The organism is Stenotrophomonas sp. YJH_SMC_40 (assembly GCF_059368615.1).
Window position 1 is genome coordinate 148,796 of the sequence record NZ_JCAFRX010000003.1, and the last position, 14,007, is coordinate 162,802.

Genomic DNA, 14,007 nt, shown 5'->3' on the forward strand with positions numbered 1-14,007 from the left:
GTTAGACTCAATGAAATGGTCGCATTCGACGCCAATGAAGCGCTGACGCCATGCCGCGAGGGTCGCGGCATCGGGGCCATTCTGTTCGACCGCGAGCGGCTGCGGCAAGCCGAGGTTGGCCTGTTCTCCCCCCAGCACTGGGGCAGCAAGGCCCGGCCGGTCGGCGAGGGCGGCCGCGGCAGCGCCTGGTTCATCGATGCGCCGTTCGGCGCCAGCGTGCTGCGCCACTACCTGCGCGGCGGCCTGGCAGCGAAGATCAGCCATGACCAGTACCTCTGGCGTGGCTCGGACCGGACCCGGAGCTTTGCCGAATTCCGCCTGATGCGCGCCCTGCGCGAGAAGAAGCTGCCGGTGCCCCGGCCGATCGCCGCGTACTACATGCGCGAAGGCCTGCGCTACCGGGCGGCAATCCTGATGGAGCGGATCGAGGGCGTGCGCTCGCTGGCCGACCGTGCGCTGGTCGCCGGACGGGGCGCGCCCTGGGAAGAGACCGGGCGGCTGATCGCCCGCTTCCACCGTGCCGGCCTGGACCATGCCGACCTCAACGCGCACAACATCCTGTTCGATGGCAACGGCCATGGCTGGCTGATCGACTTCGACCGTGGAGTGATCCGCATTCCGGCCACCGCCTGGCGCGAACGCAACCTCAAGCGCCTGCTGCGCTCGCTGATCAAGCTGCGCGGCGAGCGCAGCGTGGAAGACGTGCAGAAGGACTACGCGCGGCTGAGGCGCGCCTATGACATGGCCTGGAACCGGGGCACCTGATGGGCTGGTCGTTGCGTTTCCTCGGCGTCGGCAACGCGTCGGCGGTCGAGCTGGGGTCGCCGATGTCGGTGATCGAGCGGGACGGGCGGCCGTGGCTGACGATCGACTGCGGCGGCGAAGGCCTGACCGCGTTCAAGGCGCACTACGGGCACATGCCGCAGGCACTGTTCGTCACCCATGTGCACCTGGATCACGTGGCCGGTTTCGAGCGGCTGTTCGTCGATTCCTTCTTCAGTACGCAGCGCCGCGGCAAGGTGCGCCTGTATGTGCCTGCCACCGTGGTGCCGCTGCTGCACAAGCGCATCGGTGACTACCCGAACGTGCTGGCCGAGGGCGGTGCCAACTTCTGGGATGCGTTCCAGTTGATCGTGGTGGGCGAGGCGTTCTGGCACGAGGGCGTGCGCCTGGAAGTATTCCCGGTACGCCACCACTGGCCGGAGACGGCGTACGGCCTGCGCCTGCAGGGCGCGCTGACCTGGAGTGGTGATACCCGGCCGATTCCGGAGATGCTGGCCCGCTTCGCCAATGACAACGAACTGATCGCCCACGACTGCGGCCTGCACGGCAATCCGTCGCATACCGGTGTGGACGACCTGGAGCGCGAGTACAGCGCGGAACTGCAGGCGCGGATGATGCTCTACCACTACGCCAGCGTGGCTGATGGTGTGGCGCTGGCCGCGCGCGGCCACCGCGTGGCGCAGCCGGGGCAGTGCGTGCCGCTGGCAACCCCGACTGCACCGCACGTGCTGGCGCAGGATCCGCCGTGAGCGGTGCCGGCCTGCCCGCCGACGCGGCGCTGGCCGCCGGACTGGAGGTGCTGGAGCGCGCGCTGCATGCGCCTGCGGTGCGGGCCGATCCTGAGCGCCTTGACGCATTGCTGGACGAGGATTTCAGCGAGATCGGCAGTTCCGGGCAATGCTACGGCCGTGATGCAGCCTTGCAGGAGATCCCGTTGGAGCGCGCGCAGGTGCTGATCGAATCGGAACAGTACGCGGTGTGGTTGCTGGCCGACGGTCTGGCCCAGGTGCGTTATCGCAGCCGCCATTACCTCGACGGCCAGCCGCAAGGCTGGGTGCTGCGCAGCTCGCTGTGGCGCCGGCACGGGGATGGATGGCGCATGCTGTTCCACCAGGGCACGCCCGAGGCACGGTAGGACCGGGCCATGTCCGGCGAAGGGCGCCAACCAGGGGTGGCACCTGCCAGGGGCGGGGCGTCGCCGGAAAAGGCGATGGCCCCGCCGGCTGACCTCGGCGCCCGCGTCGATCGATACCGTTGCTGCCTTCCGGCCCTGGCGGGGTTTTCGACCTAGCGTCGCGAGGGGCCGACGGGGCCACCATAGAGACGTCGGCCGCCCGGAGGGCAGCCAGTTCACGGACCAGGGGAAGCAGCGCGCGATGCGCCAGAGACCACAGCCGGACTGCGCATCGGCTGGCCGATGGCAGACGCGTAGTCTAGCGCAGGCAGGTGCATCGACGCCAGCTTCACGCGCTGAATCCGCTGTAACCCGTTCCCGCCCATGGCGGCCCGGGCCACCCGCCGTTGCTAGAATGCCGGCCAGGAGGAACGGCCTCCCCCACATCGGGAATCAAAGACCAGGACGGCCTGGCCCTACCAAGAGGAGGGCCGTCATGGCCTGGATCTATCTGTTGTTCGCCGGCCTGCTGGAAATCGTCTGGGCCGTGTCCATGAAGCAGTCCGAAGGCTTCACCAAGCTCACCCCCACCGTGGTCACGATCGTCGGCATGATCGCCAGCTTCTGGTTGCTGGCGGTGGCCATGCGCAGCCTGCCGCTGGGCACCGCCTATACGATCTGGACCGGCATCGGCGCGGTCGGTGCGTTCGTGGTTGGCATCGCGTTCCTCGGCGAGCAGGTCAGCCCGATGCGGATCGGTGCAGCGGTGCTGATCGTTTCCGGCCTGGTGCTGATGAAACTCTCGAGCAGCTGAATGATTTACTTATGGCGGGGAAAGGAATCTCCGCTTCCAGCAGATATATGCATTTTCGGCAAGACCATTTTGTCCGCCCGTTTTATTTGACGTACGTCATGAAAATAACGAGCGTGATTCACATGCCGCTGGCACCGACGGTCGCACAGTGCCGCCATTCGTCGGGCGAAACCGGGGAGTTTTCGCCTTGAGGGACACGCTGTCGTACCTGTCGCCGGGTGCGACGGCGTGAAGATGTGAAGATTTTCAGGAGTTAATGCCTTCGAACCTTGTTTCCGCATCGGGAGCCGGGGTGGGCCGCATTGTCTCCAAAAAACCTGCCAGCTGTGCCATCCGGTCTTTTCATGGAGATTTACCGATGAACCGCATTTACCGTCTGGTTTTCAATCGTGCCCTTGGGGTAATGCAGGTTGCTTCGGAGGTCGCCCGGAATCCCGGCGGAAGCGCGGTCAGCGCAGGGCGGGTGCCGCGATTGCGGGCGCATCAGCTGGCGGTGGCACTGGCGGCCACGCTGGCCAGTGGATCGGCGTTTGCGGCCTGCACTACCGCAGGTACGACGGTGACCTGCGCCACCGGCTCCAATACCAATTCGCTGACCAACAGCATCAACGGCGTGACGCTGAATATCCAGACCGGCGCCGAGCTCAGCGTGCCGCCGATCGTTGGCGGAAGTGCAGTGAATTTGAGTGGTAACGGCATCACCGTGAACAACCAGGGCACGGTCGATCCCACCATCAACGGTGGCCTGAGCCTGGCAGCGTCGGGCATGGTGCTGGGCAACAATACCGTCGGTGGAAACACCATCAGCGTCAACAATCAGGCAGGCGGGGCGATCAAAGGCCTGGTCAACATCGGCTCCATCCTCGGTTTCGGCGGACAGGCGCTGGTGGTGCAGAACGCTTCCGGCGGTGTCAGCAACATCGTCAATGCCGGTAATGTGGACATGTCGATCTTTGGTGCAGGCCTGTTGACCACGGCCGATGCGGCATCGATCGTAAGCTACGGTGGTGCGCAGACCACTCTCAACAACACCGGCACCATTACCGGCCGCATAGGGTTCCAGGGTTCGGCCACGGCGGGGGCCGGCAATACCTTCCTCAACGCGGGAACCATCAACGGCAGTGTGAACCTGGGCAGTTCGGTCGCCGGCAACACCTTCACCGCCGTGTCTGGTTCCAGCGTCAATACCGCCGGTATCGGCGTGGCCGGGCAGGTCGGCGCGCTTGCGGTGAATCTGGCCGCGGCCGGCATCGTCGACGGTGGCTCGGCGTCCAACAACAGCCTGGTGCTGCAGAACAGCGCCACCGTCCCGGGCAGCGGTACCGGCGGAGCGGTAACCACGCTGGGCTGGAACCAGTACATCAACTTCCAGAGGCTCACCGTCAACAGCGGTACCTGGAACCTGCAGGGTGTGTGGGCGGGTGCGGGCACGACCACGCTCAACGATGGCCTGGTCAATTTCAATAATGCCGGTTCCTTCGGCACAGGGCTGTTCACCGCCAACGGCGGTGCCATTGCCGCCTCCACGGCCGGTCTGAACCTGACCAACGCCTTCAACCTTGGCGGCAACCTTTCCCTCGGCGGGACCAATGCGTTCAGCCTGGGTGGCGTGCTGTCCGGTACTGGCGGGCTGACGGTCAACAACACCGGCATCGTCACGCTCGGCGGCGCAAACCTGTTCTCCGGCGGCGTCAACCTCAATGCCGGCGGCCTGGTACTGGGGAATGCCGGTGCACTGGGCATCGGCAACCTGACCGTCGGTGGCAGCGCTTCGCTGGATACGACGGCGGGCTTCAACCTGGGCAACAATCTGGTGGTCAATGGCGGGGGCTCGCTGAACCTGCTGGGCAGCAATGCGCTGACATTGAGTGGCTCGATTTCTGGTGCCGGCAACGTGACCAAGAACGGCGCGGGCACGCTGACCTTGAATGGCGCCAATTCGCTGACCGGCGCCTTCAATCTGGCCGGCGGCGCATTGGCGCTGGGCGCGGGTGGCAGCCTGTCGCCCACCGGTGCGATCACGCTGGGCGTTGGTACCAGCCTCGATCTTTCAGCGGCGACCAACCAGACCATCGGCTCGCTGGCCGGTCTCGGCGGTTCGGTCAATCTCGGCAGCCACACGCTGACCCTGGGTGGGCTGGGCAATACCAGCTACAGCGGCACGTTCGCCGCAGGCACCGGTGGCCTGATCAAGCTCGGTACCGGCGTGCAGACCCTGTCCGGCGTCAACAACCTCAGCGGCGGTGTTGCGCTCAACGCCGGCGGCTTGTTGCTGGGCAATGCGGCCGCGTTGGGCAGCGGCACGCTGTCCGTCGGCGGCAATGCCACGCTGGATGGCACGACCGGGTTGGCGTTGACCAATGCCGTCAACCTCGGTGCCGGGGCCAGCCTGAATCTGCTGGGCAACCAGGCGCTCACATTCAACGGCGTGATCGGTGGCGCTGGTGGCCTGATCAAGAATGGCGCGGCAACCCTGACGCTCAACGGCGCCAATACGTTCGGCGGCGGTCTGGCGCTCAATGCCGGCAGCCTGGTGCTGGGCAACGGCGGTGCACTGGGAACCGGGGCGCTGAACGTCGGCGGTGCGGTATCGCTCGACGCCAGCGCCGGCCTCACCGTGGGCAATGGCATCACGCTTGGCGCCGGTGGTTCGCTCGATGTGCTGAGCTCGAATGCGCTGACGCTGGGCGGTGTCATCGGCGGGAGCGGCAGCCTGGTCAAGAACGGCGCCTCCACGCTGACGCTGGGCGGCGCGAACACGTTCACCGGTGGGCTGGCGGTGAATGCCGGAACGGTGTCATTGGCCAGTGGTGGCAGCCTGGCGGCGACCGGCGCGGTCAGCCTGGCCGGCGCTGGCAGCGCACTGGATATCTCGCTGGGTGGCAACCAGACCATCGGTGCGTTGTCCGGCGTGGCTGGCAGCACCCTGTCGCTGGGCAGCAGCACGCTGACCTTCGGTGATGCCACCAACCAGACCTTCGCCGGCGTGATCGGCGGCACCGGTGGCCTGATCAAGCAGGGCACCGGCGTGCAGACGCTGACCAGCGCCAGCACCTTCAGCGGTGGGGTGAATCTTGCCGCCGGTGGCCTGGTGCTGGGCAACGCCGGTGCGCTGGGAAGCGGTGCGCTGACCGTCAGTGGCAACGGTTCGCTGGACGCCACTGCTGCACTGAACCTGGGCAATGCGATCAACCTCGGCGCGGCGTTGACCCTGCCGGGCAGCCAGAACCTGGCCCTGGCCGGCAACGTCACCGGCACCGGCAGCCTGGTCAAGAATGGCGCGTCGACACTGACCTTGAACGGTACCAACACCTTCAGCGGTGGACTGAGCGCAAACGCCGGCAGTCTGCTGCTGGGCAACAGTGGCGCACTCGGTACGGGAGTATTGGGCATTGGCGGCAGCGTCTCGCTCGATGGCGGCGCCCCGCTGAACCTGGCCAACAATGTGTCCCTGGGCGCGGGTGCCGCGCTGTCGCTGCCGGGCTCGCAGGCGATCACGCTGGGTGGCGTGGTGTCCGGTGCCGGCAGGCTGGTCAAGAATGGTGCCACCACGTTGACCCTCAACGGCGCCAACAGCTTCGGTGGTGGGCTGACCGTCAACGGCGGCGGCGTGTTCCTGGGGAACGCCGGCGCACTGGGCACCGGTGCACTGTCGGTGGGCGCCAATGCCACGCTGGACAGTTCAGTAGCGCTGAACCTCGCCAACGACCTCAACCTTGGGGCGGGCGCGGCGCTGGATCTGCTGGGCAGCCAGAACGTGTCGCTGGGCGGTCTCATCAGTGGTACTGGCAGCCTGGTCAAGAACGGTACGGCGACGCTGGCGTTGAACGGCGTCAATACGTTCAGCGGGGGCGTCGGCCTCAACGCGGGCCTGCTGCAGCTGGGCAATGCGCAGGCGCTGGGTACCGGCCAGCTGGACGTGGGCGGCAACGCTTCGCTGGAGGCCACAACGGCGCTGGCGCTGGGCAACACCATCGGTCTCGCTGCCGGTGCCAACCTTTCCGTGCTGGGCAGCAATGACCTGACGCTGGCCGGTCCGGTATTCGGTGCCGGTGGGCTGATCAAGGACGGCACGGCGCGGTTGACGTTGTCGGGCGCCAATACCTACAACGGAGGCACCACCATCAACGCCGGCACGCTGGCGCTGGGCGCAGGCGGCAGTCTCGCCGCAGCCGGTGCGGTGAATCTTGCCGTTGCGGGCGCGACACTGGACATCTCCGCAGCCGGTGCGGCACAGACCATCGGCGCGTTGAATGGCGTGGCGGGCAGCCAGCTGGCGCTGGGCGCGCAGTCGCTGACCTTTGGCGGTGCCAGCAATGGCAGCTTTGCCGGTGTGATCGGTGGAACCGGTGGCCTGGTCAAGACCGGCACGGGCGTGCAGACGCTGTCCGGTGCAAACACGTTCAGTGGTGGCCTTGCGCTCAACGCGGGCGGGTTGGTACTGGGCGATGCAGGTGCGCTTGGTACCGGTGCGCTGGGTATTGGCGGCACCACCACGCTGGACAGCACGGTGGCATTGAATCTGGCCAACGCGGTGAACTTCGGTGCCGGCACCCAGCTCACCCTGGGCGGAACCAGTGACGTTGCATTCGGAGGCGTGCTGAGCGGCAACGGCAGCCTGGTCAAGAATGGTGCGGGCCTGCTGACCCTCAACAACACCAACACCTTCGGTGGCGGCCTGACCTTGAACGGTGGTGGCCTGGTGGTCGGCGCGAATGGTGCGCTCGGTACCGGTGCGCTGGCGGTCAATGCCAGCACCACGCTGGATGCAGGCACTGCAGTGACGCTCGGCAATGCGGTCACGCTGGGCTCGGGCGTCGCACTCACGCTGCCCGGCAGCAATGCGCTGACGCTGTCGGGCGTGGTAGGCGGCAATGGCAGCCTGATCAAGAATGGCGGCACCACGTTGACGCTGTCCGGTGCCAACACCTACACCGGCGGTACCACCATCAACGCCGGCACGCTGGCGTTGGGCACGGGTGGCAGTCTCGCCGCAGTCGGTGATGTCACGTTGGGCGCAGGCGCAGGCTTCGATATCTCCGGTGCCGGCGGCAACCAGACCATCGGCGCGCTCAACGGCGCGGGCGGCAGCACGCTGACGCTGGGCGGCAATTCGTTGACCTTCGGTACCGCCGGCAACGCCGCGTTCGATGGCGTGATCAGCGGCGGTGGTGGCCTGGTCAAGGTGGGCGCGGGCGTACAGACCTTGTCCGGCGCCAATACCTTCGGTGGCGGCGTGACGCTCAATGCAGGCGGACTGGTGCTCGGCAATGACGCAGCGCTGGGCACGGGCGCATTGACCGTCGGTGGTGCTGCCACGCTGGATACCACCGGCCTGGCAACGCTGGCCAACAACATTGCGCTCAATGCCGGGCTGACCGTAATCGGGACCAATGCACTGACGCTCAACGGCGTCCTTTCCGGTACCGGCAGCCTCACCAAGAATGGCAGCGCGACGCTGACGTTGAATGGCGCCAACACCTACACCGGTGGCACCAACATCAACGCCGGCACGCTGGCGCTGGGGGCCGGTGCCAGCCTGGCCGCGAGCGGTACCGTCAATCTTGCCACCGGCGCCACGCTGGACCTGTCGGCCGGCAGTGGCACGCAGCAGTTCGGCACGCTGGTCGGCAACGGTACGGTGAACCTCGGTGCCAACTCGATCGAAGTGGGCGGCGCCACCGATGGCACCTTCAGTGGCTCGATCGCAGGCACCGGTGGCCTGACCAAGGTCGGTGCCGGCATCGAGACGCTGACCGGTGCCAACACCTACACCGGCGGCACGTTCATCAACGCCGGTACCCTGGCGATCGGCCCCGGCGGCAGTCTGGCCGCGACCGGTGCGGTGAGGCTCACTGCGGCAGGCACGGGCTTCGATATCTCGACTGCCGGCGCCAACCAGACCATCGGGGCGTTGAACGGCGTGGCGGGTTCGACGGTGAGCCTGGGGGCGCAGACGCTGACCCTGGGCGGCGTTGGCAACAGCATCTTCGATGGCGCGATTTCCGGCACCGGTGGCCTGGTCAAGAATGGCGCCGGCATCCTCACGCTGGGCGGTGCCAATCTGTTCAGTGGTGGCGTTGCACTCAACGGCGGTGGCTTGGTGGTCGGCAACAATGCTGCGCTCGGCAGCGGTGCGTTGACGGTCGGAAGCAACGCAACACTGGATGCATCGACCGCTGCCAGCCTGGCCAACAACATCAGCCTGGCAGCGGGTGCCAACCTCGACCTGCTCGGCAGCCAGGCGCTGGCGCTGGGCGGTGTGATCTCGGGTACAGGTGGGTTGATCAAGGACGGTGCGGCCACGGTAACCCTGAGCGGTGCCAACACCTACACCGGTGGTACCACCATCAACAGCGGCACGCTGGCGATCGGTGCCGGTGGCAGCCTCGCCGCGACCGGCGCGGTGAATCTGGCCGGTGCTGGCACGCTCGATATCTCCGCGGGCAACCAGACCATCGGTTCGCTGGCCGGCGTCGCCGGCAGCACGGTGGCGCTGGGCGGCAGCACGCTGACCCTGGGCGGCACCGTGGACAGCACCTTCAACGGTGCGATCAGCGGCAATGGCGGGCTGATCAAGAACGGCGCGGGCGTGCAGACGCTCAATGGCGGCAGTACCTTCAGCGGCGGCGTGGCGCTCAACGCCGGTGGCCTGGTGGTCGGCAACAATGCTGCGTTGGGCACCGGTGCGGTGACGGTCGGAGGCGCTGCGACGCTCAATTCGAACACGGCGGTCACCCTCGCCAACAACTTCACCCTCAACAACGCGTTGACCGTCCTCGGCAGCAACAACCTCACCCTCAACGGCATCCTCAGTGGTACCGGCTCACTGACCAAGGAGGGTGCCGCGACGCTGACCTTGAATGGTGCCAACACCTATACCGGCGGTACTTTCATCAACGCCGGCACTCTGGCACTGGGTGCTGGCGCCAGCCTGGCCTCCTCAGGCATCGTCAACCTGGCCTCGGGTGCGACCTTCGATCTGTCGGCGGGCAGCGGCACGCAGCAGTTCGGTACCCTGATCGGCAACGGTACGGTGAATCTGGGCGCCAACACGCTGACGATCGGAGACGCCACCAATGGCACGTTCAGTGGTTCGGTGGCCGGCTCCGGTGGCCTGATCAAGGAAGGTTCGGGTACCCAGACGTTGACCGGCACCAACACCTTCACCGGTGGAACCACCATCAATGCCGGTACGCTGGCGATCGGCGCCGGTGGCAGCCTCGCGGCGACTGGTGCGGTGAACCTGGCCAATGCCGGTACCGCCTTTGACATCAGCGCGGGTGGTGCGCAGGCGATCGGTTCGCTGGCAGGCGTGGCAGGTTCGACCGTGGCGCTGGGCGGCAGCACGCTGACCCTCAATGGCGTGGGCAATACCACCTTCGCCGGCACCATCGGAGGGGCCGGTGGCTTGGTAAAGAACGGCGCAGGCATCCAGGGCTTGACTGGCGTCAACGTCTTCACGGGCGGCGTGACCCTCAATGCCGGTGGCCTGCTGCTGGGCAACGGCGGTTCGCTGGGCATCGGCGCGCTGACCGTAGGCGGCAACGCCAGCCTGGATGGCACCAGTGCGCTGACTCTGGCCAACACCGTGCAGCTGGCCAGCGGCACGCTGACTCTGGTCGGCAGCAACGCGCTGACCTTGAACGGACCGATCAGCGGTGCCGGTGGCCTGCTGAAGGATGGCGCGGCGACGGTCACCCTGGGCGGTGCCAGCAGCTATGCCGGCACCACCACCATCAACAGCGGCACGCTGGCGGTAGCAGCCGGCGGCAGCCTGTCCGGTGCCAGCACGGTCAACCTGGCCGGTGCTGGCACACTGGATATCAGCGCCGGTGGCAACCAGAGCATCGGCGGCCTGGCCGGTGTGGCCGGCAGCACGGTGGCGCTGGGAGGCGCAACGCTGACTACCGGCGGCAACAACGCCAGCACCGTGTTCGCTGGCGTCCTCAGTGGCACCGGCGGCCTGGTGCAGGGAGGTACCGGTACGCTGACCCTGAGCGGCGACAACACCTATACCGGCGGTACCACCATCAACGGTGGCAGCACCCTGCAGATCGGCAACGGTGGCAGCACCGGTTCGGTGCTGGGCGACATCACCAACAATGGCAGCCTGGTCTACAACCTCGGCACCACGGCAACCGTGGGTGCGGTGGTCAGTGGCAATGGCGGTCTGACCCAGGCCGGCAGCGGCACGCTGGTGCTGACCGGCAACAACACCTACACCGGAGGGACCACCATCAATGCCGGCGGCGCGCTGCAGATCGGCAACGGTGGTGCGACCGGTGCGATCGTCGGCGACATCACCAACAACGGCGCGCTGGTGTCCAACGTGGCCGGCAACACCACGCTCGGTGGCACCATCAGCGGCAGTGGCGGCCTGACCCAGGCCGGCAGCGGTACGCTGGTGCTGACCGGCAACAACACCTATACCGGCGGCACCACCGTCAATGCCGGTGGCACCCTGCAGGTGGGCAATGGCGGTGCGACCGGTGCGATCACCGGCAACGTTGCCAACAACGGCAGCCTGGTATTCAACGTGGGCGGCAACACCACGGTCGGTGGCGCGATCAGCGGCAGCGGTGGCCTGACCCAGGCCGGCAGCGGCGTGCTGACCCTGGTCGGCAACAACACCTATACCGGTGGCACCACGATCAATACCGGCGGTACGCTGCAGGTCGGCAACGGCGGGGCAACCGGCGCCATCGCTGGAGACATCACCAACAATGGCGCGTTGATCTCCAACGTGGCCGGCAACACGCAGCTGGGCGGCACCATCAGCGGTACGGGTGGCCTGACCCAGGCGGGCAGTGGGTCGCTGGTGCTGACCGGCACCAACACCTACACCGGGGGTACCACCATCAACGCCGGCGGCACGCTGCAGCTGGGCAATGGCGGCGCGACCGGCTCGATCATTGGCGATGTCACCAACAACGGCACGCTGCTGTCCAACGTGGCCGGCAACACCACGCTGGGTGGCACCATCAGTGGCAGCGGCGGCCTGACCCAGGCCGGCAGCGGCACTCTGACCGTGACCGGCAACAACACCTACACCGGGCCGACCACGATCAATGCAGGCGGCACGCTGCAGGTCGGCAACGGCGGTGCGACCGGCGCGATCGGTGGCAACGTCACCAACAACGGCAACCTGGTGTTCAACGTGGCCGGCAATACCACGGTCGGTGGCGCCATCAGCGGCAGCGGTGGCCTGACCCAGGCCGGCAGCGGCACGTTGATCCTGGGCGGCAACAACACCTATACCGGTGGCACCACCATCAATACCGGCGGCACGTTGCAGGTCGGCAATGGCGGCGCCAGCGGTGCGATCGCCGGCAACGTCAGCAACAACGGCAGCCTGGTGTTCAACGTGGGCGGCAACACCACCGTCGGAGGCACCATCAGCGGCAATGGTGGCCTGACCCAGGCCGGCACCGGAACGGTCACCCTGACCGGCAACAACACCTACACCGGCGGCACCACCATCAATGCCGGCGGCACCGTGCAGGTCGGCAATGGCGGCGCCAGCGGCTCGATCACCGGCAATATCACCAACAACGGTGGCCTGGTCATCAACACCGGCGGCACCACCACGCTGGGCGGCACCATCAGCGGTGGTGGCAGCATCGTGCAGGCAGGCCCGGGCGGCCTGAACCTGGGCGGCAACAGCGGCGGCTTCAGCGGCACCGGCCAGGTCACTGGCGGTGGCCTGAATGTCACCGGCAACATCGGTGGCCAGTGGACCATCGGCAGCGGTACCACGCTGTCCGGTACCGGGACCATCGGTGGCACGGGTGGCGGCGTGACGGTGTCCAGCGGCGGCGTGCTGTCGCCGGGCAATGGCCCGGGCAACGGCAGTGGTGCGGGCAATGGCACCGGCACGGTCACGGTGGGCGGCAACCTGACGTTGTCGCCGGGCAGCACGCTGGGCGTCGACCTGGGCGCCACCGGCAGCGATACGGTACAGGTGGGCGGCAGCGCCAACGTGGGTGGCAGCATCGTCAAGGTGAATACCATCTCGCCGAACACCAGCTACCAGCAGGGCCAGCAGTACACCGTGATCAACGCGGGTGGTGGCGTCAGCGGGCAGTTCGCTTCGGCGACCTCGCCGTCGGCCTTCCTGACCATCACCCCGGTCTATACCGCCAACACGGCCAACCTGCAGATCGACGTAGCGCAGACCGCGGCATTCACCACGGCGGCGAAGACGCGCAACCAGTACAACACCGCTGCAGCGCTGGACAGCCTGCCGCAGAGTGGTCCGGCACTGGGCCTGTACAACACGCTGCTGATGTATGACGCGGGTACCGCGCGTGCGGCGTTCGACCAGTTGTCCGGCGAGGTACATGCGGCCAGCCGTGCGGTGCTGCTGTACGACAACTACCTGGAAGAGGGCATCCGCCAGCGTCTCGGCAGCGAACTGCCGACCGTGCGTGGCGAGCGTGCCTCGGCCTGGCTGGCCGGCAGCGGCAAGGTGTTCCGCCAGGACGGTGACGGCAACGGCGATGACATCCGCTCCAACCGCAATGCACTGATGGCGGGCGTGGACTGGCAGCTGGGCGAACACGTGGTGCTGGGTGCGGCCGCAGGCAACGAGCGGCTGGATACGCGCCTGTACGATCGCAGCTCGCGGGCCCGCCTGCGCGGCAACACGTTCGGCCTGTATGCGCAGGGCCAGTGGAACAACGGCTTTGCGGTCGGTGGCAGCGTATCGCGCGGTGACTACCGCACGCGTACCACGCGTGAGGTGCCGCTGCTGGGCCAGACCCTGTACAGCCGCCAGGACTCGGATGTGACCATCGCGCAGGTGGAGGGCAGCTGGACCTGGACCCATGGCAGGACCCAACTGCAGCCGTATGTGCAGTTCACCAGGCACTGGGTCGACAGCGATCGTGCGGTGGAGCAGGGCGGCACGGCTGCGCTGGTGCTGGAAGGCGGCAAGGACACGCTCAATGTCAGCACCGTGGGCGTGCGCGGCCGTTGGGATGTGGGCAGCGGCGAGCGCTTCCCGGCGCAGCTGACGGTTGGCCTGGGCTGGCAGCATGCATCGGGTGATACCGATGTGGCCGGCCGCAACCGCTTCGCGGTGGGCGGTAATGCCTTCGACGTCTACAGCGCGGTGATGGCACGCAATGCGCTGGTCAGTCAGGTGGGCGTGGCGGTGGGCCTCGGCCGCAACAGCCAGCTGTCGATGTTCGTGCAGGGCCAGCACGGCGATGGCCGCCGCGACGTGGGCGGGCAGATCAACCTGCGCGTGGGCTTCTGAGGAGAGTGGGGCGAGGTTGGATCCACGCCTGCG

The 14,007-nt window shown here is 67.2% G+C and carries 5 protein-coding genes and 1 other RNA gene; 5 read left to right on the top strand and 1 reads right to left on the bottom strand.

Annotated elements, in window-relative coordinates; all coding sequences use genetic code 11:
* Positions 1 to 15 precede the first annotated feature (15 nt).
* From AC5P6X_RS06515 to AC5P6X_RS06525, 3 genes are read left to right on the top strand one after another with little or no spacing between them, the layout of a single operon-like run.
* Entirely contained in the window at positions 16 to 765 is a 750-nt protein-coding gene (locus AC5P6X_RS06515) for a 3-deoxy-D-manno-octulosonic acid kinase (RefSeq protein ID WP_012479275.1), read from the top strand.
* Positions 765 to 1,532 (top strand): MBL fold metallo-hydrolase, encoded by a 768-nt coding sequence (locus AC5P6X_RS06520; RefSeq protein ID WP_108270510.1) that lies wholly within the window; start codon positions 765 to 767, stop codon positions 1,530 to 1,532. The genes AC5P6X_RS06515 and AC5P6X_RS06520 overlap by 1 nt, the downstream gene beginning before the upstream one ends.
* Positions 1,529 to 1,918: a nuclear transport factor 2 family protein gene (locus tag AC5P6X_RS06525; RefSeq protein ID WP_012479276.1), complete on the top strand. Its 390-nt coding sequence runs from the start codon at positions 1,529 to 1,531 to the stop codon at positions 1,916 to 1,918. The genes AC5P6X_RS06520 and AC5P6X_RS06525 overlap by 4 nt, the downstream gene beginning before the upstream one ends.
* Before the next feature lie 78 nt (positions 1,919 to 1,996).
* On the opposite strand, the gene ffs is transcribed toward AC5P6X_RS06525, so the two are convergent.
* Positions 1,997 to 2,093: signal recognition particle sRNA small type (ffs, locus tag AC5P6X_RS06530), an RNA gene on the bottom strand.
* 300 nt (positions 2,094 to 2,393) lie between these two features.
* Here ffs and AC5P6X_RS06535 point away from each other — a divergent pair.
* Entirely contained in the window at positions 2,394 to 2,711 is a 318-nt protein-coding gene (locus AC5P6X_RS06535; RefSeq protein ID WP_108270511.1) for a DMT family transporter, read from the top strand.
* A gap of 358 nt (positions 2,712 to 3,069) precedes the next feature.
* Positions 3,070 to 13,974 (top strand): autotransporter-associated beta strand repeat-containing protein, encoded by a 10,905-nt coding sequence (locus AC5P6X_RS06540; protein WP_495215368.1) that lies wholly within the window; start codon positions 3,070 to 3,072, stop codon positions 13,972 to 13,974.
* Positions 13,975 to 14,007: the final 33 nt, after the last annotated feature.